Below are 26,642 nucleotides of genomic sequence, written 5' to 3'. Positions count from 1 at the left end.
TATCAGCTCCTTCTAATTTGCATACAATTAAAATGTCCCCGTTTCTCCTCTCTTTTAAACGTCTTACTTTTACAAATGCATGCTTTCATTCCATATATCGGTTGATTTTCGTTCAAATACGGGGTATGATTGAACAAGAACATTTGTTCGTTTATTTAAGGGGGAATATGATTGAACACTACTGCTCTGCTTCTCATTGATGTCCAAAATGGAATGTTTCATCGCGGGTCTTCCGTCTACCAAGATGCCAGGCTACTTTACAACTTAAAAAAAATCACAGCCTCCGCTAAATCAGAACGCATACCAGTTTACTATATCCAGCATGAAACAAATGGAAATCACCTAAAGCGGAACACGATTGATTGGGAGCTTCATCCCTTTTTCACCATCGAAAAGGAAGATGAAGTGATTTACAAAACAACACCAGATGCCTTTCATCTCACTCGCCTGGAAGAAAAACTCCATTCTAAAAACATCAATCATCTTCTTATAACTGGTATTCAAACAGAAGTATGTGTAGATTCAACATGTAGGAGCGCCTATAGTAAAGGATTTTCTATCAGTTTAATTGAAGATGCTCACAGTACTTGGGATACGTCTCTACTAAACGCTAAAAAAATCATCCAGCATCATAACCAGACACTTCAATGGTTTGCAGATCCGATCTCAACAGATCAATTTGTTGATAGATTACGCTAAATTTCTACATGCCTAATCGCTTCCACTCATTCAACACTTGTGGAATTTCTAATAACGATTGGATCGAGGCGTCTCCTAACTCTTCGGATGTATTGAACCCTTTCTTCCATATTGTTTTCATTCCAGCGTCACTAGCACCCTTTATATCATTTATCTTATGATCCCCTATAAAAACGGTTTGAGAAGCTTTTAAATCAAGCCGCTCAAGGCTACGCTGGAAAATCACTTTCTCTGGTTTTTTCACGCCCTCTTGTTCAGAAATAAGAATAACGTCAAAATAGTTTTCAATTCCCAGAGCACTAATATTTCTATACTGGAATGCTGTTTTTCCATTGGTGATTAAACCAAGTAAGTACCCACTGCTTTTTAAGCGATCTAGCATATCGATCAAACCATTGAAAGGTTTACAATGAAGGTGAAAGGAACAAATATAATCCTCTAGAAGCGCTTCTGAAGTTATTGTTAGTTCATATTCATCTACTAGCTGTTCGTAAACGCGATCTTTCCACGTATACCCATTGTTATCTAAAGTAATGAAACGTGAGCAAAACTGTTCTTCCTCTATGTCTGCTAAAGATGTGAGGTAGCGTTTATATTGGTCATGAATAAAGCTATTCACTGAGTCTTTCCTATTCAAAAGCGTCTCATCAAAATCAAAAAGAATCCCTTTTATCAATTGCCTCATTTCCTTTCTAAATCCCACTATATTTTTAGATTAGCATAAATTTTCATAATCTATTTACTTTTGTGTTATTTTATGTAAAATTGGTTGTTAGAATTAGAAAGGTGAAACTATCAATTGATTAGAAGATTAACTGAAAATGATCATCTTCAATGCCTCTCCTTATTAACACCACACGCTGCAGAGAACTTGTTCATTTTAGGAGATATTGAAGCTTATGGGTATGATCAACCTTTCCAGAAGCTTTGGGGTGATTTCTTAGAGGATGGTACATTGCGAGCTGTTTTATTAAAATATGAAAAAAACTATATTCCGTTTGCACCTGAGGATTTTGACGCAAAAGGTTTTGCAAAAGTGATTTCAGAAGACAGCGATTTCTTTATGATGTCAGGACTTAAACGGGTCACAAGTCAAATACAACCCTTTGTTTCCCATCCTTTTCGCTCAAGTCGTGAATTGTTCTATGCGAAATGTGAGAGTACTAACGAACTTGCCCTCGATAACATCAACAATGTACAAGTCGCCTCATCGCTTGACCTAAGTCACATCCATTCTCTTCATGAACAAATTGGTGAGTTTGACTCATCTGAGACCGTAGAAGAAAAGCGACGAAATCAGGAAAAAGGAGTATCAAGAACATACTTTATTGAGGAAGATGGGAAGCTTGTGTCAGCAGCTTCTACCGCAGCAGAAAATTCTCAATCAGCGATGATCGTTGGTGTTTGTACATTGGCAAATTATAAACGAAAAGGCTATGCTTCAAAATGTACAAGTAAACTTTGTTATGACGTCCTTAAGGAAGGAAAAGTCCTATGTCTTTTCTATGATAATCCAGAGGCAGGAAACATTTACAAGCGAATAGGCTTTCAAGATATCGAGAAATGGATGATGATTCATTTTGAAACAAAAGAAGCTCTTGTTTAATCTCTCCGATCCTTCCTTTCAATAAGGATCGTTTTTTTATTGTCTCTTTTAAATTCACTCGTATAAAACTTCTATCAATCTCTTTTGTTGCCAGCTAGACACAACTATTCATGAATTAGCCTTGAGATTAGGTTATAACTTTCTTACTATTAAAGTGTGGATAAAGGTTTACAAGATTACTGAAGTGGCCATACTGTTTATTCAGAAATGGACGTAAGAAATGAAGGGAAGGAAAAATTGTTATGAAAAAAATCGGATCGTGGGTATCTATCCTTAGCATTTCTATGGTGCTAGCAGCGTGCGGACAGGATAATGCAAATGAGTCTAACAACGCCTCGACGGCAGAGGAAACTCAGGTCGAAACACTTGATGTTGCACTAGATACTCCTGAAAAAGTAGAAAAAGGTGAAAAGATTACTTTTTCTGCAACGGTTACACAGGGTGATGAAAAGGTAGACGATGCTGACGAAGTTATGTTTGAAGTATGGAAAGAAGGCTCCAAAGAAGATAGTGAAATGATCGAAGCTTCTCATGATGGTGAAGGCGTTTATACTGCTGAAAAGGAACTCGACGATGCTGGTAAATACTTCGTTCAATCTCACGTGACAGCTCGTGACCTACATACGATGCCGAAAAATGAAATGATGGTCGGTTCTGAAGAAGAAGCTGCTTCTGAAACTGATGAACACGCGCACGAACACGAAAGCGACGTATCCATCCATCTTATGAAGCCCGAAGAGATAAAAGCGAATGAAGATGTTTCGTTCATGGCACACCTTCAAAAAGACGAAGAAGCCTTAACTGGTGCTGACGTTCGCTTTGAAATTTCGAAAGTAGATGAAGAAAAAGCTGAGTGGGTTGACGCTGAAGAAATGAAGGATGGGGAATATGAAGGAACGACTTCTTTTAAAGAAGCTGGTGACTACACCGTTACCATCCATGTAGAGAACGATGAAGGTCTTCATGAACATACCGAAGAAAGTGTCACCATTACAGAATAATAAAATCCTCCCCCTCTATTCGAGGGGGAAATTTTTACTATGCTAGTTTTATTTTCTTGAATTTCCTTTTGCCCACTTGAATGACCAATCCATTTTTCACTTCAATTTCCTCATTCACTTCTGTTACTTTTACCTCATTTAGCTTAATACCGCCATTCTTCACCATTCGTCTAGCTTCACTTGTTGAAGGTAGCATGCCTAGTTTAGCGATCAATGTTGGCACAGTTACCATCCGATCTCCATCCCATATGACTTCCTCAATATCAGTTGGAAGCTGCTTTTGCTGAAAGATTTGTTGAAACTCCACTTCTGCTTTTTCAGAAGCATTTTCTCCATGAAACATGCGAACGATCGTCTTAGCTAAATTCATTTTAGCTGTTCTTGGATGGATTTCTTCTTGTTCAATTTCTTTACGAACCGTAAGCTTTTCCTCTAGAGATAGATCCGTGATTAATTCGGTATATTTGACGACCAGCTCATCAGGAATCGACATCGCTTTTCCATACATCTCTGATGGCTTCTCTGTAATCCCAATGTAATTCCCTTTGGATTTAGACATTTTTTCAATCCCGTCTAATCCTTCTAGAAGAGGCATCATTAAGACGACTTGCTTCTCTTTTCCGAACTGCTCTTGAAGGTGACGCCCCATTAAAACGTTGAAATATTGATCATTTCCACCGAGCTCAATATCACTTTCAAGATGAACAGAATCATAGCCCTGCATTAAAGGGTAAAAGAACTCATGAAGCGAGACAGGCTTATTCGCCTTCATTCGATTTTCAAAATCATCGCGCTCAAGTAAACGAGCAACCGTTATTTTTCCAGCGAGTTCAATAACGTCTTCAAACTTTAGTTCAGATAGCCACGCCGCATTGTAGTGGAGCTCCACTTTGCTTTGATCAAGAACCTTACCAAACTGCTCAAGATAAGTTCCAGCATTTCGTTTCACCTCTTCATCCGTTAGCTGCACTCTTGCTGTTGATTTTCCAGTAGGATCACCAATTTTACCTGTAAAGTCTCCAATAATGAGTTGGATGATATGGCCATTTTCTTGAAACTGCCTTAACTTATTTAACACAACGGTGTGACCAATATGGACATCGGGCGCAGAAGGATCAAGACCCAATTTCACTTTAAGTGGCTTATTCTTAAAAATCGAAGTAGCTATTTTATGTTTAAGTTCATCTCCAGGAATGACTTGACTCGTTCCATGTGTATAAACCGCATATTGCCTTTCCATTTCCTTTCTTTGTTCTTCTGTTAATTGATCCATGATTGAGTTCATTCCTGTCGACCTCCTAATTATTAAATTTCATATGAAAAGCCACGTCCCCTCTATATAGTAGGGACGTGGCTTACACGCGATACCACCCTGATTGAAGAAATAACTTCTTCCGGCTCGAATACGATAACGGTTTTCCCGTTCCTGACTAGTTAGATCACTCTGTTCATCAAGAAGGCTCTGAGGGGTAATTCACGGTTAGACTGTACCAGTTCACACCAACCACTGGTTCTCTGACACTACTCGTCATAACACGCTACTGCTTCCTCTTCCTAGCCTATTGTTATTTACGATGCATGAATTTCTCATTACTTTATCTTCTTTTACGCTAGTTGTCAATTTGTTTCTTCAGAAGCAGTTTGGAATTTCTCACAAAAAAGAACGCAGCCTTGCAAGACTGCGCCTTTTTCATTATTGTTTATTTAATTCTTTTAACACGACAGTTGAAAGAATATCGATGAATTCTTCCTGTGCGTTTGGCATTTCTGGTCGATAATAATTTGCACCGATTTCATCTGTTACAACTTTACATTCATAGTCATTATCAAATAATACTTCCAAGTGATCGGCTACGAATCCTACTGGAGCATAAACAAACGATGTAAAACCTTGTTTTTCATAAAGATCTCTTGTTAAATCCTGTACGTCTGGGCCAATCCATGGATCTGGAGTGTTCCCTTCACTTTGCCATCCTATTGCCACGTTCTTCACACCTGACTCTGCTACGATAAGATCTGCCGTTTCTTTCAATTGGTCTGGATAAGGGTCTCCATTTGCAATGATTTTTTCAGGTAAACTGTGCGCGGAAACGATGAGGACAGATTTCTCGCGTTCTTGATCTGCCATCCCTTCAAATATCTCTTTAATACGCTTCGCCCAATAAGAGATAAATTTAGGCTCGTCATACCAGCTCTCAACAGAATGAATAACTGGGCCACCTAGTTTTCCAGCTTCTTCTTTTGCTCGTCCATTATAAGATTTGATACTAAATGTAGAGAAGTGAGGCGCCAACACAATACTAACGGCTTCTTCAATACCATCATTGTGCATTTGCTGTACCGCATCTTCTACAAAAGGCTCGATATGCTTTAATCCGATATAAAGCTTAAACTCAATTTCATCTTGAATTTCATTAAGGTGAGCTTCAAGCCCTTTCGCCTGATCTTCCGTAATTTTGGCAAGTGGCGATATTCCACCAATTGCTTTGTATCGGTCCTGAAGATCTTTTAGCTGCTCGTCAGATGGCTTGCGGCCTCTTCTAATATGTGTGTAATAACGTTCAATATCCTCTTCTTTATAAGGCGTTCCATACGCCATTACAAGTAATCCCATTGTCTTTTTAGCCATGAATGTGTTCCCCTCTCATACAGTGATTAATTAAATAAACTATCTTTTTATAATCATTATCATCTAGGTATCAGTATACCTTTTTTTCTCCCCTGAATCAAAGGAATCTGACTATAAATTCGTAACGTTTTGTGTCACTCCTATTGAAGCAAACCTTTATGTATTTTGCCACTTCCGATGCGCTTCCTATCACAGTATAGCGAACATTAAGCGTTCTGTCTTTCTCTTCCTCCACTTCTATTTCATCCTATCCACCATTTTCAGATTTCATACTGTGGTTGAATAACGCGGTAGTGAAGCTGGGGTTAGGTGCGTGCCCCCCGCTTCCCCCCACAAAAAAAAGCTGCGCATCATTGCGCAGCTTTTTCCAATTTATCTATTTTTCCATTGCGCCATTATGCTTCGATACAACTTCACGCAGATCCGTGTCGTCTTGCTCTTCTGTATTAAAAACTAACACGTAGCGAAACTCTCTGTCCGCTTCCTCAGATGGATCAGCATTTTCTTCTTGCTTGCCTGTTGGCGTTTCATTAGAGAAAAACAAATCGTTATTCGCTCCAGCCGGGGTAGCAGTTCCCTGTCCCTGAACTGGTGTATCGATACTAAGCTTTTGATCTTCTGGAATATGTTCAACTGACAATTGACTTACCGAATAAGCCTGCAAATCAGCTTTTGCACTCTCTGCATCGTTCTCTGTTGTAAAATAAGCTTGTAATGATTTACTCATGTCAATCCAACTCCTTTTTATGATCTCACAAAAAGGGTTTCCCGATTCTTGCCATCTTTAATCATCGTGATAAAAATTAATGTCTTTTAGCGACGATCACCATGGAAACAAAGACTGTGCTAATCAGCATGGCGGCTAATGCACTCAGCACTGTTACTGAGCTAATATTCACTATGTTGAATTGTAGAAGAAAAAGAAACACCATGATATAACCTAGTACAGCAAAGTACGAATAAAACATCCCTTTCTCTCGAATCATTCGACTTCGCTCGTCCCGTGCCTTAAACTGCGGCTGAAGATAGCTTAAGCAAAAGGTCATAATAGACATACTCATCATCATATAACTTGCAGGAATAGGTTCATTTCCTGTGCCAAGACCAACACTAATCAGTAATAAAGCATTCAACGCAAAAAAGACGCCAAATCCGATATACGTTTTATTCATTGCCACTTCTAATCCCCCTCAGAATCCAAATAAAAAATCTCCTCCACAATCGTTCCAAACAACCTCGCCATTTCAAGTGCGAGCGGTAAAGATGGATTGTACTTTCCTTTCTCAATTGAAATAATCGTTTGCCTTGATACACCAAGTATTTCGGCTAGGCGATCCTGGGAATACCCTTGTTCTGTTCTTTTCTCACGGAGTACATTTTTCAACTAAAAAGCCTCCTCACTTCTCATTTACATTATAAGGTAAAGCTCACTTTACGTAAAGCTTACTTTACATCGAGATGAATCATAATCCTCCGTTCACTACACATGCTAGAAAGATCCTAACGAAATCAGGAGGTAAAAAATGAAGCGTGACACAACACAAGCAAACAAAAAGATAAACGATTCATTTTACAAAGGACAAGCACCTGTCAATGTTGATGAAAAGATCAATAAAGACTTCTATGGCGAAGAACCAGCTCAACCCACGAGCTACCTCGGAAACAATACACCTGCCATTGATGTAACGGGGAATAAGGACAAAAATCGATAACCAACTTAAACTGCCCCTTTGCTAGCAAAGGGGCTCTACTTTATTATTCTGTTAAGTAGTGCATGCTCTTCAATAAGTAAAAAGCCGATGCTAATAGTAAAACTCCTGATAAAGCAAAAACAAATGGAACACTAATCGTCTCAGCAAGAAAACCGTATAGCAAAGAGCCAAGACCAAACGTAATGGATATCAGAGCGCTTTGAGCGCTAAAAACTTCAGGAAGTGAATCTTTCGGGCATTTCTTTTGGATGAATGTCACCATCGCAATTGATTTTATTTGTTCCACCATTCCTGAGAGCACAGTTAACAGAAGTGCAATCACAGGAACACTTATTAAACCAAAAACAAACGTTAAAATACTAATCGCGAAGCACGTGGCGAGAAGCGTTTCTTTCATATAACGTTCAAACCAATTCGTGTATTTGGATACGGCCATTCCACCTGCTATCAAGCCGATGAAAAAGCACGCATTAAGATATCCCCACCACGCTTCTGATTTCATAAGAACTTCTTCGACAAAAATATAAAGGATAGCAGCAATCCAAACGACATTTGCTATCGCTTCAATAAAAATCATAATGTGAAATATACGCAGAACAGGATGCTTCCAAATCAACCTCCATCCGCTCATCATATGAATTTTCGTCTTCCTTTCTCTGTGATCCCTCACAACAATTAACCCCATCATCAGTGTGGAAATCACGTACATCACAAAGGTAACCCATATAACGAAGGAGCCTGACGTTGCTGCTACAAGAATACCACCGAGTGCCCAACCGCCAAATTGAATGGACTGATCAACAACCGCTACAAAACTATTCGCTTTCGCAAGCTCATCCTCCGTAACGAGTTGAGGGAGCATGGCATTTCGAGCAGGTGCGGCCCACCCATCAAGAAAAGCGATGATAAAAACAAGAACTAAAATAATCAGTATTGAAGGATCAAAAAGCCATAAAGACAAGCCAAGCATCCCCAACAACACTGTCTTTATACTTTGTGATCCGACTAGTAATCCTTTTAACGAAAAGCGGTTCAAGACTAGCGGTGCACACATTCCACTTACAAATCGAGCGATCGTAATAGTAAATGGTAGCAGGGAAAGATAAAGTGCTGAACCTGTTGATTGATAAAGAACAGCTATTAGCGCCACAATATATAGAACATCTCCCGTGTTGGCAAACCCCTGGCCAATCCACAAGAAACGAAATGAACGTAGTCTCATCATAACTACCCCTTTTTATTTTGGTCTTACAAATGAACTAAAGGGTAGTCAGTTTACATAGGGAAAATCACTCCTATTCTTCAATGTCTTTAAATGTCCAGATAACAGTTGCTAGTATGAATGAAAAAATAGTAGGCGTTATGATGAGATAATTCGTTTGAAAGCATTTTTTATTATTTTACCATATTCCTAAAATGACCGTTTTGAATTTTCTAAATTAATTAATTGTTTTTATGAAGCGTTTCATGCAAACTAAAAGGTGTAGTGATACTCTTTTTAGGGAAAGAAATAATGATACATTTTCGGATTGGTTTAAAGATTTCGTAAATTGATTGTTGCGAGTTGAATGCCATCTTGAGGAATGCTATCGTAAATATTTGATAAAGCAAGGATATCTACAACTAAATCGACCATTGTGATGGAGGTAAAATCTATGAGAATTATTGTAGCAGGCGGAGATGGTTTCTGTGGGTGGCCAACCGCACTTTACTTATCAAAACAGGGCCATGAGGTTACGATCATTGATAACATGGTACGCCGTAAATGGGATGATGAGCTTCGATCGAACTCACTCACCCCCATCTTACCCCTTGAAGAACGTGTGAAATTATGGGAAGAAAAATCAGGTAAGCATATCACAACGTATGATTGTGATTTGATGCACTATGACTTCTTAAAAGAAATCTTCAAGCAAGTACAGCCCGAAGCATTTGTTCACTTTGCTGAACAGCGCTCAGCACCATATTCTATGATCGATCGTGAGCACGCGGTATTTACACAAACGAATAACGTTGTTGGTAACTTGAACGTGCTCTATGCGATTAAAGAAGTTACACCTGATTGTCACTTAATTAAATTGGGCACAATGGGTGAGTATGGACAGCCTAACATAGATATCGAAGAAGGATACATAAAAATAGAACATAAAGGACGTGAAGACGTTCTTCCGTTCCCGAAACAACCGGGATCGTTCTATCATTTATCAAAAGTACATGATAGCCATAACATTCAGTTTGCCTGCAAAATTTGGGGCATTCGTGCAACAGACTTAAATCAGGGAATTGTTTATGGACTTCATACAGATGAAGATGAACTTGATGAAGGTTTAATCAATCGCCTTGATTACGATGGTGTATTTGGTACAGCCCTTAACCGTTTCATCATTCAAGCAGCCATTGGCCATAACTTAACAGTGTACGGATCTGGTAAACAAACGCGCGCTTTCTTAAACATTAAGGACACGATTCGCTGTGTAGAAATTGCAGCAGAAAACCCGGCCGACAAAGGAGAATTCCGTGTGTTCAATCAGTTTACTGAAGAGTTTTCTGTACTTGAACTGGCTGAGAAAGTTCAGCGTGTAGCTGAAGCTAAAGGACTCAAAGTTAACATCGATCACCTTGAGAATCCTCGTGTTGAGAAAGAAGAGCACTACTATCACGCTGTAAACACGAGCTTAATTGATCTTGGTCTTGAGCCTTCTCTTTTAACAGATGAACACATTTCGAGAACGCTTGATACAGCTCTCAAATACAAAGACCGCGTACTGAAAGAAAACGTTCTTCCTAACGTGACCTGGAAGTAAAAGATGCACAATACTAACTGAGGTGTTCTTATGAAAATATCCATCGTAACAGAGACATTCCTTCCTTCAACAGATGGCGTGGTGACAAGACTTCGTGCATCGATCGATTATTTAATTGATCAAGGGCATGATATTCAGGTCATTGCTCCAGATTTAGGAGTGCGCAGCTATCGGAATATTCGTTTTGATGGAGTTCAGCCTCGTACATTCTTTCTATATAAACATCGGAAATTCGGCATGCCAACTCGTGTGATTAAAACCTATTTAGAGGAGTTTGATCCTGATCTTGTTCATGTCGTTAACCCGGCTTTTATGGGCTATTCTGGTATCAAGTATGGTAAGAAACTCGGCGTTCCGCTTATTGCTTCTTATCATACTCACGTTCCTAAATACGCTGATCACTACAATATGTCATGGTCGGAACCTCTTCTCTGGTGGCACTTCAGAAGAATGCACAACAAAGCGGATATTAACCTCTGTACGTCACAAGCCATATTAGAAGAGTTAAATGAACAAAACTTCTATAACATGCATTTGTGGAAACGCGGTGTTGATACTGAACGCTTTAATCCTGAACTTCGTGACAGCAATATGAGACGCCGGTTATCAAACGACAATCCAGATAAAACCCTTCTCCTCTTTGTCGGAAGACTTGCATTCGAGAAAGAAATCGATTCGCTCGTTCCGATGCTTGAAGACAAGCCAGATGCTCACCTGGCGATTGTTGGGGATGGCCCTTATCGAGGTGAACTTGAAAAGAACTTTGGTCATCTTGATAACGTATCATTTACTGGTTTTCTACACGGAGAAGAGCTAGCAAGGGCTTATGCTTCTGCAGATGCGTTTATGTTTCCATCAACGACTGAAACGCTCGGGCTTGTCATACTTGAAGCGATGGCAAGTGGCCTTCCTGTTATTGCCGCAGAATCTGGTCCAACGAACGAACAGGTTGAGGATGGTTCAACAGGTCTACTCTATCGTTCAGGAACGAACGGTAACCTCACTGAAGTCATTAATCGCCTTCAGGAAAAAGGGCTATTAGAAAAAATGTCAAAAGAAGCTTACGAGCATTCTAGAGATTACGGTTGGCGAGGTCCAGCTCAACAGCTACTTGATTTCTATGAGTCCGCCATTGAGCAAAAGCAAGAAGAACAGCAGCAGGCGATTCAATAGATAGAAGGATGAGTATATGAAGCAGCAGAGAATTGGCAAGGGTTCTAAACAGGTGATGAGTTTCAGTGTAATTGGTGTGATGAATGCACTAGTTGATATAGGTGCTTTAAACCTGCTCATGCTGTTATTTCCAACAGATGATCGAATCCAGCTTATTATGTACAACACAATTTCATACGTTCTGGCGATCATTAACAGCTATTTCTGGAATGCCAAGCTCACGTTCCCTTCAAAAGCGATCCATGACAAAAAACAGGTGCTGTTATTTCTAGTTCAGGCCATCATCGCACTTGGTATTAGCAACCTTGTCTTTTATGGCGCTCTCTTGATATTCGAATGGATCACGCTGCCACGCTACATTGAACGTAATATTTCAAAAGGACTAGCCATGTTCCTCTCTTCTGCTTCAAGCTTCTTTATGATGAAACATCTTGTGTTTCATCGTTCAAAACCAAATCGAGAAGAGCAATAAATCACACAAAAAAACCGCAGGTTTTCCTGCGGTTTTTTTGTTATTCTTCCTTATGTTCAATTTTTCCAAGTACAATAGCTGCGCCAAGTCCACCCAATAATGTTAAGATGCTAACTACCGCAAGTCCAACATCTGACTGAAATCCTGGATACAACACAACGACTGAGCCGATCACTAAACCAATCATAACGGCATAAGTCGAAACCGTATATTTTGAAAGTAAGTGAGCAATGACCTTACCTGTTAAGCTTAATCCAATAATAATGCCTGCTCCTACCGTTAGTAAGAGGGGAATTTGAAACGATGAAAGACCGTGGATAACAGTCTGATATGACCCAAGCAGTAATAAGACAAAAGAGCCACTTACTCCAGGAAGAATCATCGCTGTACTAGCTAACCAGCCAGAGAAAAACAGAATGATGTAATCAACCATGCTTAACGATTTCATCACCTCTCCTGATCCATCCCCTTTTAGAAACAAAGTGGAAGCAATTAAAATCGCCGCTACAATTAACAATCCATAATGGAAAGGCTCGAACGTTTTCTTATAGTCTACTTTTTTTAATAAAAAAGGGACAACCCCAATAATTAAGCCAATAAAGAAAAAGAACGTAGGCTGTGGATAATGCTCGAGCAGTTTCTCCATAAGCTGACTAACGAGCAGTAAAGCAAGTCCTACGCCTATTAAAAGGGGAATAAAAAACCCAAGTTCTTTTTTCCAATTCTTACTCATCAATCCATTAATACCGCTAATCAGTCTTCTATAAATGCCAAGCACCATGGCAATCGTACCACCGCTTACGCCAGGGATTAAATCACTTACGCCCATTAATAATCCTCGATAAATATTGCGCCATACAAACATGATCACGTTTCTCCTTTTGCTTTATGTCTAGTACCTACATTACCCATATATACCCTCTTATTAACCGAGCATTTTTATCACCCGATTTAAGAAAGGTTCAATCACCCTTCTACTATGCCACAATCCCTTCAAGAAAGAATGAATCAATTTTGTGACATTTCCTACTTTAAGCTCTGTAGTTGAAAAAGAGGATCCCTTTGCAGTAAAGTGATAGAAGTGATTGACAAACTGGAGGAATTTGATGAGTGATCGAAATAAAGGAATTATCCTATTGCTAATATCATCATTTGGATTTGCGATGATGGCTGCTTTTGTAAAGCTATCAGGTGACGTGCCTACGATTCAAAAAACGATGTTTCGAAATGCCGTCTCTGCCATCATTTCATTTGGCTTTGTGATGTACTACAAAGAAAGACTATTCGGTAAAAAGGAGAACCAGAAATTCTTGCTCCTGCGATCAGCGCTTGGAACACTAGGAATCATTTTCTATTTCTACGCGATTGACAACCTTGTCCTCTCTGATGCCGACATGCTCAATAAGCTTAGTCCTTTCTTATTAATTATTTTTTCCGCTCTTTTCTTAAAAGAAAAAGCGAAACGGTTCCAGATCATTGCGATCATCATCGCTTTCATCGGAACGCTATTAATTATAAAGCCACAGTTCTCAGTCGAGACAGTTCCGTATATTTCCGGACTGCTTTCTGCTATTTTTGCTGCAGGTGCCTATACAGTACTCAGGGTTCTTGGGCAGCGTGAAAAGTTCTATACGGTTGTTTTCTATTTCTCATTCTTCTCAACAGTCGTATTATTGCCATTCGTGATTATCTTCTATGAACCAATGGAAACAAAACAGCTGATCTATCTATTATTAGCAGGTGTATTCGCAACGCTTGGACAATTTGGGCTCACCGTAGCCTATAAATTTGCACCCGCTCGAGAAATCTCAATTTTCTTCTACTCGACCGTCGTTTACTCTGCTTTAATCAGCATTGTGCTATTCGGTCAAATACCTGATGCCTGGAGTATTATTGGGTATATCGTTATTTTCTCGGCTTCGTTCTATATGTTTATTCGTAACAACCGAGAAGCGAAAAAGGTTGAGAAGAGACAACCACAAACTTCGCATTGATTCACATAATAAAAAGAGAGGCAAACTTCTATTTAAGTTTGCCTCTCTTTTTTTGTTTTCCAATGACACTGATTCATTTGTGAACTGTTTTAACTTCACTCTCTACTATTGGAGAGACCGAATAAGATTGCATTTGATGATGGTGATAGATAAACCTGTGCTCCTGTAAATAGTTTCCTCCAAGTACTTCGGGCAAAAACTTCTGCAGATTGCTTACTACACCCTGGTTATCTTCATCTAGAATCCAATCTATTCGTTTCCAGTCTAGTATTCCTTCTGCCGTATTTAAAGGAGTAGTAAGAATCATTCCTTCTGGTAAATCCGCCAGAAAAATGTACATACCTGAGTTGCCCTGCTCACTATAAAAAAGAGCATTCCCTGCATAGATAACGCTCTCTAATTCAATCCCTGTCTCTTCAAAGGTTTCTCTTATTATACACTCAGACGGCGTTTCATTCTGTTCTAGCTTCCCACCAACGCCGTTCCAGAGACCCATTGTTGGGGCTTTGCGTCGATTTAATAAGAGAAAATCTTGATTTCTTTTGATAAAACAAATCGTATATTGAAGCATGTATCGTCACCTAGTTTCTCATAATTTGATCCAATTAAATAAGTTTGATAAAAACCTAAAGCAATTGCCTATCTATTTTACTAAACATTCACTCCATATGGATAAAACAGTTAAATTACTGTTACAATGAGCAAGTCGTCTTAAAACGATAGTAGAGTTGAATAAAAGGAACAATTAATGTTTCTCTGACATTCAGGAGGAAAGTAAGCATGCCAACAATCAATCAAGTCATTGAAAACTATAATGAAGTGGAAAAGCTCTCAGATGCTCCACTCACCATCATATCCGAGGTATTATGGATCATCGTTGGACTCATTTTCATTATGCACCTGATCCGTAACCGGAAATTCTTATCCCCATCAAAATTTCTATTTAGAGGAGCCTTCCTGTTCATCATTTTACTCATCATAGGGTATTTATCGTACACGTTAAACAGCTATGATTTTTCAATGGACGAGAAATCATGGGAAGAAAATACACTCGCACCTTATCTTCAGTCTTTACATGAGCACAACGAACAAGTAGAGGATTTTTCTCAATTACTGAAAGACCCTAATAACGGCATAAAATCAAATTATGTAGATGATGACATATCTCCAATTTGGATCGAGTTAGTCACCACTACGGATACTGGTGAAAAACAAGAAAAAATTGTTGAAGCGACGATTGTAAAAGAACCAATTCAACAGCCCTATTTAACTTACAGAATGATTGAAAAAAACATTTCAGATCACTACTCAGATGAGGCTTATTATGAAACAACCCTTCACATTCCTGAAGATTATATGATTCTAACGGACTAATTTTTCAAAGAGCACACGCTCCATTTTTGGAGGTGTGCTTTCTTTCATTGTGCTAGTCTCGATTGGTTACCTTTTATCTTTGCGATACGCTATCCAGTCTCCACCTGGTATTTCGATAAAACGCTTTTCTGGATTTTTCATGATATAAGTAATGGCTTGGAAACTCCCTTGCTCACTTTCGATTTCCTGTATGACACAATCATACAAGTTATGATCGCGCCCTTCCTGATAACCTTCGAGAATATTAATTCTTTCTAGTAACTGATTATCGACTTCATAGACTTCTCCATATACGTTATGCTCCTCGCTTTGAACTAAAGCAGGGTAACCATCTTGTGTGTCATACAGCTGTCCCTTTGTCCAACAGAAGCTTTCTTTTAGAGCAGCTCCTTTTATGACACCATGATTGCTTTCTCCTAATCGTAATGTTCCATAACAAAACACAAGATGCATGATTCTCTCTCCTTTTATCTCCATAGCTATAGCGAAAAGCCCGCCAATAAGCGGGCTCCCCAGTAACTTTATTAAAAAATTCGCTTCAATGCCTTTTTAAGCGGTGGCATATCAATTTCCTGTTCTTCAAATGCTTTTTTGAGCATGTATTTCGAATAGCTTGCTGCCTGTTCATACGTGATTTTGCCTGGAAGAGGCGGCTGCTCTTCAATCACAATGTCGACAATGACAGGCTTCGGTGATTTCGTAGCTCGTTCAAAAGCTGGAAGCAATTCTTCATACTTTTCGACGCGGTAACCTTCACCACCAGCTGTTTCAGCAAATGCGGCAAAGTTAAAGTCTTTTAATTCCGTTTCATAATCAATGTTCCCTATTTCCTGCTGTTCATATTTAATCATGCCAAGACGTTCGTTGTTAAAGACGACAACCATCATAGGTAACTTATATTTAACAGCTGTTAAGAAATCTTGCATCACCATCGTAAAACCACCGTCACCGCAAATCGCTACGGCCTGACGATCTGGATGAGCTATCTTACCTGCAATCGCTCCTGGAAGACCGCAACCCATTGTCGCCATCCATGAGGAAATGATGAATTTTTGATTCGTAATGCGTAAATGCCTTGCTGACCAAACTGTCACATTCCCTACATCGATTGACAAGACGGCATCATCATCCAAAACTTTTTGAAGTTGTGGCATGATTTGCTGTGGTTTAATCGGTGTAGACTGTTCCGATTCAATCTTTTCAAGATGAGCCCACCAGTTTTTCATATTGTCCTGACATTTCTCAATAAATTCACGGTCTTCCTGGTAGGTAGTATGGTCGGTTAAGTATGATAACGTCCACTTGGCATCTCCTATTAATCCTACCGTTACAGGGTAACGTTTCCCGATTTGAGTTGGGTCAATATCAACCTGGATCGCCTTTGCTTTATCTGGTAAATAATCGCGATACGGGAATGACGTACCGACCATGATGAGTAAATCAGTTTCTTCCATTGCTTCATAAGCAGGCTTCGTTCCAATCTGACCGAGTTGACCAAGGTTATAAGGATGAACGTCAGGAATAGCTCCCTTACCTGGTAAACTTAAAATAACCGGTGCCCCTGCTTTTTCTGCAAAGCTTAACAGTTCTTCTCTCGCATGTTTAGAGCCTTTTCCTGCTAAAATGACCGGTCGCTTCGCTTCATTTAACATAGCGACTGCTTCGTTTAAATTGGAGTCATGTGGATGAACGACTGCTTTCGAGCGAATGAGAGAGGTGTTCTCCACCTTTTGTTTTACCTTCTCAGCTGCAAGGTCATCTGGAATTGTAAGGATCGCTACGCCCTTTTTCTCAACAGCTGTTCGTATAGCTTGATGAGTTAAGTCCGGTAACGATGCCGCAGTTTCCACCCTGCGATTAAATACAGATACATCATCAAACATTCGTTCAAGGTTAATTTCCTGAAATTGATCCGTTCCAAGTTGGTCGCTTGCGACTTGTCCAGCAATAACGAGAACCGGTGCACCGTCAGCCTTTGCATCATAAAGACCATTCATCAAATGAACTGCTCCTGGTCCCGCAATCGAAAGGCAGACACCTATTTTGCCTGTTATTTTCGCATACGATGCTGCTGCAAGGGCACCAACTTCTTCATGTCTAACCTGAATGAACTTCATACGGTCTTGAGCATTTCTTAAATTTTCCACAAAGTGGTTAATCGAATCTCCTGGTAAACCATACACATGATCTACTCCCCATTCAGAGAGTGTATTCAGTAAAATCTCGCCAGCATTTTTATCAAACATCATGACTCCTCCTTCGTTTCCTTATCCATAATGGGAAAGTACCCCTCTATAGGATCAGTGAAACGTCAGAGAAAAGAATAAAGCAGCCCAATTGGACTGCTTTTATCGATATTACGTTCGTGGTCCACCTGCAACATAAAGAACTTGTCCACTAACAAAGGATGAGTTTTCATCTGCAAAAAAGAGTGCAGCATTCGCAATGTCTTCCGGTTTCCCTGTTCTAGCTACTGGAATCTGCTTTTTGTTATATTCAATAAACTGGTCAAATTCAACACCGAGACGTTCGGCCGTTGCTTTTGTCATATCACTTTCAATAAATCCTGGCGCGATAGCATTGGCCGTAATGCCATATTTACCAAGCTCGAGTGAGAGCGTTTTGGTTAACCCCTGAATGCCCGCTTTGGCAGCTGCATAGTTCGTTTGTCCACGATTACCTAGTGCAGAAGTAGAGGATAGACTTATGATGCGACCATATCCTTGGTCAACCATATACTTTTGTGCCGCTCTTGAAGCATAAAAACTCCCAGTAAGATGTACCTGCATGACCGTCATCCAGTCCTCATCACTCATTTTAAATAATAGATTATCTCGAATAACTCCAGCGTTGTTTACAAGAATATCAATTGAGCCGTATGCTTCAGCCGCTTCTTTCATACTTGACTCTACCTGCTCTCGCTGTGTAACATCCACAACTCCTGTCATAACTGAGAAGCCTTTCCCTTCTAATTTCTTTCTAGTTGTGGAAAGGGCTTCTTCGTTCACATCGGCAAGGTATACCTTAGCCCCTTCATCTGTAAACTTTTCTGCAATGCTCGCACCGATCCCTCTGCTTCCACCAGTTATGTATGCCACTCTACCTTCAAGTCGTTTCACTCAACCTCACTCCTGTAAGCGTTTTCTTAACTCTAATTAAACTATAATAATACTATAATTTTCTGTCAACTATTGTCATCCAGTTTAAAATTAGGATAATAAGTGAAAAAGAGTAGGAGAATGAATTATTTGTATTGGAGGCTATCGCGATGAAACATCTCGTTTTCTATGATGCTGAATGTCCTTTTTGTTTTTATGTAAAGAAATCACTTCGCAAACTGGATTGGTTTAATAAAATCGAATGGATACCGGTCCAAGAAATTGAGAAACACCCAGAAGACTATCCTTATATGCAGTTTCGCCACAAACGAATGTATGATGAAATTCATATGCTCACGACATCTGGGAACCTTCATGCAGGCTTTTATACGGTAAGACGACTGTTAATGGCACTTCCTGTAACGGTACCTCTCTCTTTACTACTATACTTACCTTTAATTGATAAGCTTGGTTCACCATTCTATATCTGGTTTTCAAAAAACCGTTATGATTGGTTTGGACGTTATTCAGAGCCCCGTTTTGAATAATTTTTTTAAAAGCAGGCGTTTATACTTTTTTCTAGAATACTATTTATCAGAGAATTAGTTTGGAAGGATGCTTTGATATGGAAGAAAAATGGCTTACCTGGGCGAAACAAATACAATCCATTGCTCAAGCAGGGCTAACTTATACGCAGGATAACTATGATTATGAAAGATATATTGAACTGAGACAGCTAAGTGCTGAAATCATGGAAACCTACACGGACTATGATATGAAAACAATTAGCGAACTTTTCACGAATGAAACTGGCTATCAAACGCCTAAAGTAGACGTTCGTGCAGCTGTTTTTCATGAAGGTAATTTGCTTTTCGTTAAAGAAAAAGCTGATGGCAAGTGGTCCCTTCCCGGCGGCTGGGGTGATGTAGGCTTTACGCCAGGAGAAGTAGCGGTAAAAGAAGTTCAAGAAGAATCAGGCTACATTGTAGAAGCACGGCGACTTCTTGCCGTGCTCGATCACAAAAAACACCCTCACCCACCATCGCCTTATCATATTTATAAGGTGATGATTGAGTGTGAGCTAGTCGGTGGAGATGCGGCCGAAAGTATCGAAACAAGTGACAGTGGTTTTTTCGCTCAAGACGAGCTTCCCCCTTTGTCGACTGGCAGAATTACTGAATCACAGGTTGGGATGCTTTATAATCTCCATAACAACGTTACCCTTCCACCTGTTTTTGATTAGGTGAAATAAGGAGCTATCAAAATGATTAAACCATTTAACAATGGCCTTCTTCTTATGAGGAAAGACAAATTACAAGAACGAAGCTGGAGAAGTGATAATTGTTATAAGTTTATATTCTCTCACCAGGGGTCAGGGCTTTACGAAACACCACGTGGTGATATTTCAATTGATAAAGGACAGTTCTATATTCTTAACCCCGGCGATACCCATCGCCAACTTAACGTTACGGATGAAAAATTTCTAATCGAACTAGATGAAACGATTTTTCAAGAAGTAGCAAAAGATCTCAACCTCAGTGTACGCTGTCCTGAATTTGCGTCTATTCCTTATTGTCATCCACAGTTTCAGCAGTGGGCTTCTTTTGTACGAGATTGTATGGGGAACGGTTTGCAATCCGAAGAAAGCACTTACTTCCTTGAGCACAGTGCGGTACAACTTGTTATCCTCATGCTTAAGCTTGCTCCAGGATTGCATCAACAGGAGCTCTCCATCCCTTCAGCGAAGTTCCCGCTTACTACTGCTATCACAGCTATGAAAGAAGGATTTCAAGAAGACTGGTCGCTTGAGCAGCTCGCAAACCTGACAGGTCTCTCGAAATATCAATTCGCTCACTCCTTTAAAGAAGCGTTTGGTATTTCGCCTTATTCATTCCTGCAACTTTATCGCATTATGAAAAGTCAGGAAAAGCTTCTTCACTCTAGTGAATCAATTCTATCAATTGCTTTTTCATCAGGATTCAAGAATCTTTCTTCTTACAATCATCTATTTAAAAAGTTGTATGGAAAATCTCCTTCTCAATTTCGCAGTAGTTCCTACAAGATAGACGATACTAATGAGCATCATTAACATTCCACTAACAACCATTATAACTTGAATTGGCAGAAGTACAGCGAATACACCAAATAGAGCCAATGAAAGGGTATTAGCAAGATAGAGTAGAACAGCGTTCGTGCTAAAGCCTCTTCCAAGCTGTTCTTTCGGTACGATGGTTTGCAGGAGATAAACTCTTGCAAGTCCAGCTATCGGAATCCCGATTCCTACTAGAATAGCACCTACAAAAAAATGTTCTAACTCGTATAATACGCCATAATAAAATACGCCCGCTCCCCAAATGAAAGCACCAATCATATATGTTTTTAAATCCATTTCCTTTACAATATAAGGAATGACTAAATTCGTTCCAATCACAACTGCACCAAACAAACCTAGTATCAAACTATAAATCTCTTCACTCCTCGAAGTCATGTCTGAAAGCGCGAGTAAGAGCCCCACTTCCCAAACCCAGGTATTAAGAAAGACAATTAAAAAAGTAATTAGAAACAAATGCTTCAAGGTGATATTCTCACCAGCCCATTTAGTAAACGATCCGATTGAGCGCCAGACTCCGCTCAAGGATTTTTCCCCATTATAAGTGGTTTCTTTCACTTGTAATTTCATAAGAAAGAATGCACTCAATCCATAAGTTATGGCGTCAATAGTAAAAAAATGGACAGCACCATGCGTTGTAAGAATCCATATTGAAAGAAAAGGACTTATGACCGTAACGCCTCTTTGAAGTGTATCATTCAATCCATTAACCGATGTTCGTTCTTTCTCTGCTGTCATAAGAGGCAGTAAAGCACGATGAGCTGGGTTAAAGAAGCAACCAATCGATTGAATGAGAAAACTAACAAACAGTAAATAAGCATATCCTAACAAATCTGCGTAATAGAACAAAACAATAGATCCAATTAATGGAATCCTGACAAAATCTAAAATAATGAGCATTCTCTTCTTCTGTACCCAATCAGAGATCACCCCTCCTATCAACCCAAAGAGTAAATAAGGGAGCGTTTCCGCAATCGCCATTCCAGTCGTCAATACCTTAGATCCGGTTATCTCATAAGCAAGAAAAAGAAACGCCATACCTGAAAGAACATCGCCTAGCTTTGAAATCCCTCCTCCGAGCAAGTAGTACCTTATGTTTTGATTGAACATTAATTTGATATACATAAAATCACCTCTCTCTCTCTATCATAAAAAGAAAGAGGTGATTTATCTTATAAGATCTTGCTACAATTTAGCTCAATAAATTGTCTTTATATGATTTCAGCCATGTATCAGCCATAAGACGATTGCCTACTGAAGTCATATGAACGCCATCCGTTGTGAGAGTATCTTTCTTTTCCCTTAGCGCTTGTAGGAAAGTTCCATGAGTAGGAACAACAATTGCGCCAAACTTAGCTCCCAACTTCCGAACGATTTCAACATAAGGCATAAGCAACTGATTTCCTTTTGAATAGATATTCTCTTCAATAATCGTTGGTTCCATTAGGACAATTTGCACAATACCATCATTTACTTTATTTAAAAGTCGTTCATATACCTCCTCAAACTCACTTGGCAACACCTGTTCCATCTCAGAATGATCCAATTGTCTCCACACATCGTTAATGCCAATGGAAATGGAAATCAGATCAGGTTCCAACGCTAAAACATCCCGTTTCCATCTACTTTCAAGATCAGTGATTCGATCACCACTCACGCCTTTATTGATGATCTCCACATGGAATTCCTTTATTATCTCTTCCTTAATCATCCTTACATATCCATAACCAAGTCCTTCAGGGTCCTGGTTTCTGCCTGAATCCGTAATACTATCCCCGATAAACAACCACTTCATCTAAGCTCCTCCAGGTTCTCAGTCGTAATGGTCCATCGCTCATTTACCTTACTATGCTGCTCTAACATCCAGCTTTTTGAGTATTGTTCAATATCCCTCACATCGGTTTCCTCAAGTTGAACATCAATCGATTCAATACTTCCCTGTTGATTTGTTTTTAGATAGATGGCATCATGATCATCATTCATAAAACGGTTGTAGGATTGGGTGCTTTTCCAAAAACCAATAATAATCGCCACGTTTCCTTCTGACCAGCCACCGTACTGAGCTATAAACCCTTCGTCATTTCGCAATTCAATCCAGCGTTCTTGCCCTCTAGAAAAAGTTGCTTCCTGACCTTCTCGCACGTTGCAAACTATTTTTTTAATCAGCATCACTGTTGAGCCTTTTCACTAAAATCAGGATGTCTGAAGCAGTCAGTTGTATGATCATTGACTAAACCAACAGCTTGCAAGAAGCTATATATAATAACAGGACCTACAAACGTAAAACCACGCTTTTTCATATCTTTACTAATCTTCTTGCTAAGTTCTGTTTCTGCAGGTACTTCCTCGAACGATTTCCAGTCGTGAATGATCGGAGTGTCTTGCGTAAAACCCCATATGTATGATGAAAAGCTTCCGAACTCTTCTTGAACCTCCATAAATGCTTTCGCATTCTTTACCGTTCCGCGCACCTTTAATTTATTCCGTATAATGCCTTCATTATGGAGTAGCTCTTGTATTTTGTCCTCATCATAAGTCGCTACTTTCTCAACAATAAATTGATCAAAAGCAGCTCGATAATTCTCTCTTCTTTTCAAAATCGTAATCCAACTTAACCCCGCCTGCGCTCCTTCTAAAATGAGCATTTCAAAAAGTTTTTGATCGTCATAAACAGGAACTCCCCACTCATGATCATGATACTCTTTATAAATTTCTTCTTCATTCACCCATGCACAACGGTTCATAATGTTACCTCCAATAAAGGCTAGTTGCCTACAATTTCTTAACGCTAATCCAGTTGAATACTTTCTCCTACGCTAGCCATACTAAGTGGCGATAACAAAGGAGATGATCGTGATGGCTAGATTGCTTTATATTACCGTGAATCCAAAACCGGTAAAAGAATCTTTCAGTTTAAGTATAGGGGAAGTTTTCCTTGAAACCTACCAGGAAAAACATCAGAATGATGACGTCGTAAAGCTAGATCTTTATAATATTGATCTTCCTTATATTGATACTGACGTTTTTAACGGATGGGGCAAGCTGCAACAGGGAAATGCATTTGATCATTTATCAGGAGACGAACAGCTTAAAGTAAGTAAAATCAACGACCTTACAGATCAATTCATATCAGCAGATAAATATGTCTTTGTTACGCCATTCTGGAATTTCAGCTTTCCCCCTAAATTAAAAGCTTACATTGATACAGTGGCTATTGCTGGTAAGACTTTTAAATATACAGAAGAAGGCCCAGTTGGTCTCCTAACTGATAAGAAAGCCCTTCACATCCAGGCGAGAGGTGGCATCTATTCAGAAGGGCCAGCAAAAGAAATGGAATTCGGAGATCGGTACTTACATGCTGTACTTGGATTCCTAGGCATCCCTTCTGTTGAATCAGTCATTGCTGAAGGAATGGCACAAATGCCTGAGAAAGCTGAAGAAATCAAGAAAAAGGCGATGGAAGAAGCGAAACAAGCTGCAAAGACTTTCTAAGAAATACAGTATTCGTTCGTGCCTCTGAAATAGCATTTCCCCAAAATAAAAAAGCGCACATTGCGCTTTTTTATTCATCCCTCAACGAGTGGTCGAGCGGAATCATTAAACTGTAATCAAAAGGGAAGCTCATCTCAGCGATCTCTTCATTCTGATGGGGGACTTCACTCACGTTCATTTCTCCTGGTATACCCTCTAGCGGAATATGTTGTGTATGATCAAACATTTCATCGTCTCCTTCCATTTCTAGTATGGTTGAAGAACGATCTAATTATGAGATCTAGTTGCAATTCTATAGCAGCTTCGACATATAGTATTCATCAACAAATTCACCATCTATTAACAGTGAGTGACGTTTCAAGCCCTCCACTTCAAAACCTGCTTTCCTGTAAAGAGCTAATCCACCTTCATTTCGTGTGACCACATTTAATTCGAGGCGGTGTAGGCTTTGAGTCACTGCCCACTTCTCTAATTCAACAAATAACTCGGATCCCACTCCCTGTCCTCGATACTCTTCTTTAATTCCTATCACTAGATAGGCGCTATGTTGATTGCGCTTCGCCTGTCCGCCCACCGCAATTAGATAGCCGATCAATTCACCAGCATTCTCAGCTACGAATATACGAGAATGACGATCACTCTCCATTTTTTCAATCCGCTCACGCTGCTCAGCTATTGTCGTCTTTCTCTCGCCGTCTTCAAAGAGCATAAATGGGGAATCGCTCTCCACACCTTTTATTAGCTTCACAAATGCTTCGGCATCATCTGGGCTAATTTGTCTAATTTTCATTTGTTTGTCCTCATTTCCTATAACTGGTCTTTACAGCTTACCATAAGAAAAACGCGTATAAAGGATTATACGCGTTTTCCCTTGTTTTACTGCTCAACAACCGGCCTTGTTTTCTTTTCTAGCTTTCTTACTTCTTTCATAAGTTCTTTATATCCGAGTCTCGTTAATTCAAACTCATCGTTCACTAGCTCATACTCGATTAAAGTGTTCCGCTTTGATTCTGGAATGTCGTTATAAATGAGTCGAAGCTCTTCATTTAACTCAACAAATGAACTAGATTCAACAGAATCAATACCAATTAACTCAGCAACCAGCTTCATATCAGGGGTTTCTTTAATGAAAAGTCCCTTCTTATCAATGACTGCTTTTTGAATTTTATCTTTAAACAGAAGCACTTCTTGCTTGATCCGATTGCTTTCAGATTCCTTATGCTGCATTCTGTTACGATAGCTTTCTTTCTCTATTTCATCGAGATCCGCTTTAGAAAGAAGCTCTTCAAAAAGCATCGTTTTATCACTATTGATCTGCTCAAGTTCACGCTCTTTCTCAGCTTCCTCCATCGATTCTGCCTCGATAACCGTGTTTTCAAGTGAAAATGAAAGCTGATCATCTGCTGTAGTAGTTGAAGTAGCCGTATCCTCTACCCGCTCACCCTTTAACTTTGCATCAAAATCATGAATTTTTTTAATAACATATAGCGAAACGCCGACGCTAAGACACGTTAAGAACAACCTGAACATAAATGGGGAAAACGCCACAAGATATAATAATAAAATGAATCCAATAATGGAAAGAACCGTTAGTACTTTTTCTTTACCCGTTTTAGCTTGCATAGGCTGATCTAGTGTCGCAAGAAATTTCTTCATGGATGTTAACATCCTGACTTTTCACCTCTCTACTCTATTGTCATCCTCTTCTGAGAACGAACATTACCCGGATTGCTTACATTCCGGGTTCTATAATTGTTCGAAAGCACCTTCTATTTTACGAGGATAGCTTTTTTCGAAGGTCTAACAATCCTATGTGGACAATACACTTGAAAACAAGTCATTCGTTTGTCCATGAAAGGAGTTGTTAACTATAGAAACCCTTATTCATCAATGTTTAGAGTGGCTGCTACAGCTCGGTTACCCTGGCATCGCCCTTGCTCTAATGATTGAAATCATTCCGAGTGAACTCGTACTCGCTTATGGAGGATATATGGTATCTGAAGGAACGATACGTTTTACTGGTGCTGTTATTGCTGGGACGATCGGTGGCACAGTCGCTCAGCTCTTTTTATACTGGCTCGGCCGTTTTGGTGGACGTTCGTTCTTAGAACGCTATGGAAAATTCCTGTTTATTTCTCAAAAGCATCTTGCCATTGCTGAAACCTGGTTCGATCGGAATGGCGTGAGCGTCATCTTTACAGCTCGTTTTATTCCTGTCGTTCGTCACGCGATCTCTATTCCAGCAGGTATTGCTAAAATGTCGATCATGCGATTTACCTTCTATACGATCCTGGCTATGATTCCGTGGTCCATTCTATTCCTATATATTGGAATACAGCTCGGTGACAACTGGTCCCAGATTCATTCTGCTGCAAGAATTTATACGTTACCAGTTAGTCTCGGAGCAGGGTTCTTTCTTATCTGTTACATCTTTCTACTTATTATGAAGAGGCGACGCATTGGCTAATTCTAACAAAA

Annotated in this window: 33 protein-coding genes and 1 other annotated feature; of the genes, 14 read left to right on the top strand and 19 right to left on the bottom strand. The window is 39.6% G+C overall.

The annotated features are described in order from the left end of the window. The first annotated feature begins 171 nt into the window (after positions 1-171). On the top strand, positions 172-699 hold the full coding sequence (locus AC0VYO_RS04265) for an isochorismatase family protein (protein WP_430243792.1): 528 nt from the start codon (positions 172-174) through the stop codon (positions 697-699). Between the two features lie 4 nt (positions 700-703). Here AC0VYO_RS04265 and AC0VYO_RS04260 read toward each other — a convergent pair whose 3' ends face one another. Further along, complete coding sequence (locus AC0VYO_RS04260) at positions 704-1,384, bottom strand: HAD family hydrolase (protein ID WP_475368467.1); 681 nt, start codon at positions 1,382-1,384, stop codon at positions 704-706. 114 nt (positions 1,385-1,498) lie between these two features. Between AC0VYO_RS04260 and AC0VYO_RS04255 the strand changes: the two genes are divergently transcribed. Then, complete coding sequence (locus tag AC0VYO_RS04255; protein WP_475368466.1) at positions 1,499-2,305, top strand: GNAT family N-acetyltransferase; 807 nt, start codon at positions 1,499-1,501, stop codon at positions 2,303-2,305. A 242-nt stretch (positions 2,306-2,547) separates the two neighbouring features. After that, positions 2,548-3,306, top strand: coding sequence for a FixH family protein (locus AC0VYO_RS04250; RefSeq protein ID WP_475366649.1), 759 nt, complete (start codon positions 2,548-2,550; stop codon positions 3,304-3,306). 37 nt (positions 3,307-3,343) lie between these two features. Here the strand turns inward: AC0VYO_RS04250 and tyrS are convergent, their stop codons facing one another. The 5 genes from tyrS to AC0VYO_RS04225 form a co-directional block, all read right to left on the bottom strand. Continuing rightward, on the bottom strand, positions 3,344-4,591 hold the full coding sequence (gene tyrS / locus AC0VYO_RS04245; RefSeq protein ID WP_475368465.1) for a tyrosine--tRNA ligase: 1,248 nt from the start codon (positions 4,589-4,591) through the stop codon (positions 3,344-3,346). A 56-nt stretch (positions 4,592-4,647) separates the two neighbouring features. After that, positions 4,648-4,871, bottom strand: a binding site (T-box leader). 128 nt (positions 4,872-4,999) lie between these two features. Beyond that, positions 5,000-5,935: a ferrochelatase gene (gene hemH / locus AC0VYO_RS04240; protein ID WP_194220378.1), complete on the bottom strand. Its 936-nt coding sequence runs from the start codon at positions 5,933-5,935 to the stop codon at positions 5,000-5,002. 376 nt (positions 5,936-6,311) lie between these two features. Then, a complete protein-coding gene (locus AC0VYO_RS04235; protein WP_430243802.1) occupies positions 6,312-6,662 on the bottom strand; it encodes a hypothetical protein in 351 nt (116 codons plus the stop codon). A gap of 76 nt (positions 6,663-6,738) precedes the next feature. Beyond that, positions 6,739-7,107: a permease gene (locus AC0VYO_RS04230; RefSeq protein WP_430243895.1), complete on the bottom strand. Its 369-nt coding sequence runs from the start codon at positions 7,105-7,107 to the stop codon at positions 6,739-6,741. A gap of 8 nt (positions 7,108-7,115) precedes the next feature. After that, the gene (locus AC0VYO_RS04225; RefSeq protein WP_475366647.1) at positions 7,116-7,319 is read right to left on the bottom strand and encodes a helix-turn-helix transcriptional regulator; all 204 of its coding nucleotides are present in this window, start codon (positions 7,317-7,319) and stop codon (positions 7,116-7,118) included. Positions 7,320-7,458: 139 nt separating this feature from the next. Here AC0VYO_RS04225 and AC0VYO_RS04220 point away from each other — a divergent pair, with 139 nt between their 5' ends. Next, complete coding sequence (locus tag AC0VYO_RS04220) at positions 7,459-7,647, top strand: hypothetical protein (RefSeq protein WP_475368464.1); 189 nt, start codon at positions 7,459-7,461, stop codon at positions 7,645-7,647. Between the two features lie 43 nt (positions 7,648-7,690). On the opposite strand, the gene AC0VYO_RS04215 is transcribed toward AC0VYO_RS04220, so the two are convergent. Continuing rightward, a complete protein-coding gene (locus AC0VYO_RS04215) occupies positions 7,691-8,869 on the bottom strand; it encodes an MFS transporter (RefSeq protein ID WP_475368463.1) in 1,179 nt (392 codons plus the stop codon). 433 nt (positions 8,870-9,302) lie between these two features. Between AC0VYO_RS04215 and AC0VYO_RS04210 the strand changes: the two genes are divergently transcribed. The 3 genes from AC0VYO_RS04210 to AC0VYO_RS04200 are packed head-to-tail and all read left to right on the top strand — an operon-like array spanning position 9,303 to position 12,096. After that, positions 9,303-10,451, top strand: coding sequence for an NAD-dependent epimerase/dehydratase family protein (locus AC0VYO_RS04210; protein WP_475368462.1), 1,149 nt, complete (start codon positions 9,303-9,305; stop codon positions 10,449-10,451). Between the two features lie 30 nt (positions 10,452-10,481). Continuing rightward, positions 10,482-11,624, top strand: a complete 1,143-nt coding sequence (locus AC0VYO_RS04205) for a glycosyltransferase family 4 protein (RefSeq protein WP_475366643.1) — start codon at positions 10,482-10,484, stop codon at positions 11,622-11,624. Between the two features lie 16 nt (positions 11,625-11,640). Next, positions 11,641-12,096 (top strand): GtrA family protein, encoded by a 456-nt coding sequence (locus tag AC0VYO_RS04200; protein WP_475368461.1) that lies wholly within the window; start codon positions 11,641-11,643, stop codon positions 12,094-12,096. A 40-nt stretch (positions 12,097-12,136) separates the two neighbouring features. Here AC0VYO_RS04200 and AC0VYO_RS04195 read toward each other — a convergent pair whose 3' ends face one another. After that, positions 12,137-12,961, bottom strand: a complete 825-nt coding sequence (locus AC0VYO_RS04195; protein ID WP_475368460.1) for a DUF368 domain-containing protein — start codon at positions 12,959-12,961, stop codon at positions 12,137-12,139. A gap of 241 nt (positions 12,962-13,202) precedes the next feature. Between AC0VYO_RS04195 and AC0VYO_RS04190 the strand changes: the two genes are divergently transcribed. Then, complete coding sequence (locus AC0VYO_RS04190; protein ID WP_475368459.1) at positions 13,203-14,090, top strand: DMT family transporter; 888 nt, start codon at positions 13,203-13,205, stop codon at positions 14,088-14,090. A gap of 73 nt (positions 14,091-14,163) precedes the next feature. On the opposite strand, the gene AC0VYO_RS04185 is transcribed toward AC0VYO_RS04190, so the two are convergent. Continuing rightward, a complete protein-coding gene (locus tag AC0VYO_RS04185) occupies positions 14,164-14,661 on the bottom strand; it encodes an NUDIX hydrolase (protein WP_475368458.1) in 498 nt (165 codons plus the stop codon). 209 nt (positions 14,662-14,870) lie between these two features. Here AC0VYO_RS04185 and AC0VYO_RS04180 point away from each other — a divergent pair, with 209 nt between their 5' ends. After that, on the top strand, positions 14,871-15,464 hold the full coding sequence (locus AC0VYO_RS04180; protein ID WP_475368457.1) for a hypothetical protein: 594 nt from the start codon (positions 14,871-14,873) through the stop codon (positions 15,462-15,464). Between the two features lie 66 nt (positions 15,465-15,530). Here AC0VYO_RS04180 and AC0VYO_RS04175 read toward each other — a convergent pair whose 3' ends face one another. The 3 genes from AC0VYO_RS04175 to fabG all read right to left on the bottom strand — a co-directional run bounded on the left by AC0VYO_RS04175 (position 15,531) and on the right by fabG (position 18,583). Then, positions 15,531-15,917, bottom strand: a complete 387-nt coding sequence (locus tag AC0VYO_RS04175) for a gamma-glutamylcyclotransferase family protein (RefSeq protein WP_475368456.1) — start codon at positions 15,915-15,917, stop codon at positions 15,531-15,533. 71 nt (positions 15,918-15,988) lie between these two features. Then, on the bottom strand, positions 15,989-17,710 hold the full coding sequence (locus tag AC0VYO_RS04170; RefSeq protein WP_475368455.1) for a pyruvate oxidase: 1,722 nt from the start codon (positions 17,708-17,710) through the stop codon (positions 15,989-15,991). Between the two features lie 111 nt (positions 17,711-17,821). Next, entirely contained in the window at positions 17,822-18,583 is a 762-nt protein-coding gene (gene fabG / locus AC0VYO_RS04165) for a 3-oxoacyl-ACP reductase FabG (protein ID WP_430243824.1), read from the bottom strand. Between the two features lie 149 nt (positions 18,584-18,732). On the opposite strand from fabG, the gene AC0VYO_RS04160 reads away from it, so the two are divergent. The 3 genes from AC0VYO_RS04160 to AC0VYO_RS04150 all read left to right on the top strand — a co-directional run bounded on the left by AC0VYO_RS04160 (position 18,733) and on the right by AC0VYO_RS04150 (position 20,651). Continuing rightward, positions 18,733-19,110 (top strand): thiol-disulfide oxidoreductase DCC family protein, encoded by a 378-nt coding sequence (locus tag AC0VYO_RS04160; RefSeq protein ID WP_475368454.1) that lies wholly within the window; start codon positions 18,733-18,735, stop codon positions 19,108-19,110. A gap of 77 nt (positions 19,111-19,187) precedes the next feature. Further along, positions 19,188-19,805: an NUDIX hydrolase gene (locus AC0VYO_RS04155; protein ID WP_475368453.1), complete on the top strand. Its 618-nt coding sequence runs from the start codon at positions 19,188-19,190 to the stop codon at positions 19,803-19,805. Between the two features lie 21 nt (positions 19,806-19,826). After that, entirely contained in the window at positions 19,827-20,651 is an 825-nt protein-coding gene (locus AC0VYO_RS04150; protein ID WP_430243830.1) for a helix-turn-helix transcriptional regulator, read from the top strand. On the opposite strand, the gene AC0VYO_RS04145 is transcribed toward AC0VYO_RS04150, so the two are convergent. The 4 genes from AC0VYO_RS04145 to AC0VYO_RS04130 form a co-directional block, all read right to left on the bottom strand. Next, entirely contained in the window at positions 20,568-21,797 is a 1,230-nt protein-coding gene (locus AC0VYO_RS04145) for an MFS transporter (protein ID WP_475368452.1), read from the bottom strand. The two genes, AC0VYO_RS04150 and AC0VYO_RS04145, sit on opposite strands and share 84 nt — an antisense overlap. A 67-nt stretch (positions 21,798-21,864) precedes the next feature. Further along, complete coding sequence (locus AC0VYO_RS04140) at positions 21,865-22,467, bottom strand: SGNH/GDSL hydrolase family protein (protein ID WP_475368451.1); 603 nt, start codon at positions 22,465-22,467, stop codon at positions 21,865-21,867. Further along, complete coding sequence (locus AC0VYO_RS04135) at positions 22,464-22,841, bottom strand: DUF4937 domain-containing protein (protein ID WP_430243836.1); 378 nt, start codon at positions 22,839-22,841, stop codon at positions 22,464-22,466. Before AC0VYO_RS04135 ends, AC0VYO_RS04140 begins: the two co-directional genes overlap by 4 nt. Beyond that, positions 22,841-23,416: a DNA-3-methyladenine glycosylase I gene (locus tag AC0VYO_RS04130; RefSeq protein WP_475368450.1), complete on the bottom strand. Its 576-nt coding sequence runs from the start codon at positions 23,414-23,416 to the stop codon at positions 22,841-22,843. The genes AC0VYO_RS04135 and AC0VYO_RS04130 overlap by 1 nt, the downstream gene beginning before the upstream one ends. Before the next feature lie 112 nt (positions 23,417-23,528). On the opposite strand from AC0VYO_RS04130, the gene AC0VYO_RS04125 reads away from it, so the two are divergent. Then, positions 23,529-24,164 carry an FMN-dependent NADH-azoreductase gene (locus tag AC0VYO_RS04125; protein WP_283152915.1) on the top strand — a complete coding sequence of 212 codons (636 nt, stop codon included), beginning with the start codon at positions 23,529-23,531 and terminating at the stop codon, positions 24,162-24,164. A gap of 70 nt (positions 24,165-24,234) precedes the next feature. Here AC0VYO_RS04125 and AC0VYO_RS04120 read toward each other — a convergent pair whose 3' ends face one another. The 3 genes from AC0VYO_RS04120 to AC0VYO_RS04110 form a co-directional block, all read right to left on the bottom strand. Continuing rightward, entirely contained in the window at positions 24,235-24,390 is a 156-nt protein-coding gene (locus AC0VYO_RS04120) for a hypothetical protein (protein WP_475366631.1), read from the bottom strand. A 66-nt stretch (positions 24,391-24,456) separates the two neighbouring features. Further along, complete coding sequence (locus tag AC0VYO_RS04115) at positions 24,457-24,954, bottom strand: N-acetyltransferase family protein (protein ID WP_475368449.1); 498 nt, start codon at positions 24,952-24,954, stop codon at positions 24,457-24,459. Between the two features lie 86 nt (positions 24,955-25,040). After that, positions 25,041-25,820, bottom strand: a complete 780-nt coding sequence (locus tag AC0VYO_RS04110; RefSeq protein WP_475368448.1) for a hypothetical protein — start codon at positions 25,818-25,820, stop codon at positions 25,041-25,043. A gap of 214 nt (positions 25,821-26,034) precedes the next feature. Between AC0VYO_RS04110 and uptA the strand changes: the two genes are divergently transcribed. Beyond that, positions 26,035-26,631 carry an undecaprenyl phosphate transporter UptA gene (gene uptA, locus AC0VYO_RS04105; protein ID WP_430243898.1) on the top strand — a complete coding sequence of 199 codons (597 nt, stop codon included), beginning with the start codon at positions 26,035-26,037 and terminating at the stop codon, positions 26,629-26,631. Positions 26,632-26,642: the final 11 nt, after the last annotated feature.

It is taken from the genome of Anaerobacillus sp. 63XJN7_4_ISO-PGPR-S23-413 (assembly GCF_056173725.1).
Note: the sequence above shows the minus strand (reverse complement) of the source record. Positions and strands in the feature narration are given on the sequence as shown.

Excerpts from the sequence above, each read along its gene's own strand:
- AC0VYO_RS04155 (WP_475368453.1), top strand. The coding sequence starts at position 19,188 with ATGGAAGAAAAATGGCTTACCTGGGCGAAACAAATACAATCCATTGCT.
- AC0VYO_RS04110 (WP_475368448.1), bottom strand. The coding sequence starts at position 25,820 with ATGAAGAAATTTCTTGCGACACTAGATCAGCCTATGCAAGCTAAAACG.
- AC0VYO_RS04180 (WP_475368457.1), top strand. The coding sequence starts at position 14,871 with ATGCCAACAATCAATCAAGTCATTGAAAACTATAATGAAGTGGAAAAG.
- tyrS (WP_475368465.1), bottom strand. The coding sequence starts at position 4,591 with ATGAACTCAATCATGGATCAATTAACAGAAGAACAAAGAAAGGAAATG.
- AC0VYO_RS04140 (WP_475368451.1), bottom strand. The coding sequence starts at position 22,467 with ATGAAGTGGTTGTTTATCGGGGATAGTATTACGGATTCAGGCAGAAAC.
- AC0VYO_RS04175 (WP_475368456.1), bottom strand. The coding sequence starts at position 15,917 with ATGCATCTTGTGTTTTGTTATGGAACATTACGATTAGGAGAAAGCAAT.
- AC0VYO_RS04220 (WP_475368464.1), top strand. The coding sequence starts at position 7,459 with ATGAAGCGTGACACAACACAAGCAAACAAAAAGATAAACGATTCATTT.
- AC0VYO_RS04230 (WP_430243895.1), bottom strand. The coding sequence starts at position 7,107 with ATGAATAAAACGTATATCGGATTTGGCGTCTTTTTTGCGTTGAATGCT.
- AC0VYO_RS04145 (WP_475368452.1), bottom strand. The coding sequence starts at position 21,797 with ATGTATATCAAATTAATGTTCAATCAAAACATAAGGTACTACTTGCTC.
- AC0VYO_RS04215 (WP_475368463.1), bottom strand. The coding sequence starts at position 8,869 with ATGAGACTACGTTCATTTCGTTTCTTGTGGATTGGCCAGGGGTTTGCC.
- AC0VYO_RS04160 (WP_475368454.1), top strand. The coding sequence starts at position 18,733 with ATGAAACATCTCGTTTTCTATGATGCTGAATGTCCTTTTTGTTTTTAT.
- AC0VYO_RS04150 (WP_430243830.1), top strand. The coding sequence starts at position 19,827 with ATGATTAAACCATTTAACAATGGCCTTCTTCTTATGAGGAAAGACAAA.
- AC0VYO_RS04115 (WP_475368449.1), bottom strand. The coding sequence starts at position 24,954 with ATGAAAATTAGACAAATTAGCCCAGATGATGCCGAAGCATTTGTGAAG.
- AC0VYO_RS04250 (WP_475366649.1), top strand. The coding sequence starts at position 2,548 with ATGAAAAAAATCGGATCGTGGGTATCTATCCTTAGCATTTCTATGGTG.
- AC0VYO_RS04135 (WP_430243836.1), bottom strand. The coding sequence starts at position 22,841 with ATGCTGATTAAAAAAATAGTTTGCAACGTGCGAGAAGGTCAGGAAGCA.
- AC0VYO_RS04260 (WP_475368467.1), bottom strand. The coding sequence starts at position 1,384 with ATGAGGCAATTGATAAAAGGGATTCTTTTTGATTTTGATGAGACGCTT.
- AC0VYO_RS04205 (WP_475366643.1), top strand. The coding sequence starts at position 10,482 with ATGAAAATATCCATCGTAACAGAGACATTCCTTCCTTCAACAGATGGC.
- AC0VYO_RS04210 (WP_475368462.1), top strand. The coding sequence starts at position 9,303 with ATGAGAATTATTGTAGCAGGCGGAGATGGTTTCTGTGGGTGGCCAACC.
- AC0VYO_RS04125 (WP_283152915.1), top strand. The coding sequence starts at position 23,529 with ATGGCTAGATTGCTTTATATTACCGTGAATCCAAAACCGGTAAAAGAA.
- AC0VYO_RS04190 (WP_475368459.1), top strand. The coding sequence starts at position 13,203 with ATGAGTGATCGAAATAAAGGAATTATCCTATTGCTAATATCATCATTT.
- hemH (WP_194220378.1), bottom strand. The coding sequence starts at position 5,935 with ATGGCTAAAAAGACAATGGGATTACTTGTAATGGCGTATGGAACGCCT.
- AC0VYO_RS04130 (WP_475368450.1), bottom strand. The coding sequence starts at position 23,416 with ATGAACCGTTGTGCATGGGTGAATGAAGAAGAAATTTATAAAGAGTAT.
- AC0VYO_RS04185 (WP_475368458.1), bottom strand. The coding sequence starts at position 14,661 with ATGCTTCAATATACGATTTGTTTTATCAAAAGAAATCAAGATTTTCTC.
- AC0VYO_RS04170 (WP_475368455.1), bottom strand. The coding sequence starts at position 17,710 with ATGTTTGATAAAAATGCTGGCGAGATTTTACTGAATACACTCTCTGAA.
- AC0VYO_RS04195 (WP_475368460.1), bottom strand. The coding sequence starts at position 12,961 with ATGTTTGTATGGCGCAATATTTATCGAGGATTATTAATGGGCGTAAGT.
- AC0VYO_RS04120 (WP_475366631.1), bottom strand. The coding sequence starts at position 24,390 with ATGTTTGATCATACACAACATATTCCGCTAGAGGGTATACCAGGAGAA.
- AC0VYO_RS04235 (WP_430243802.1), bottom strand. The coding sequence starts at position 6,662 with ATGAGTAAATCATTACAAGCTTATTTTACAACAGAGAACGATGCAGAG.
- AC0VYO_RS04200 (WP_475368461.1), top strand. The coding sequence starts at position 11,641 with ATGAAGCAGCAGAGAATTGGCAAGGGTTCTAAACAGGTGATGAGTTTC.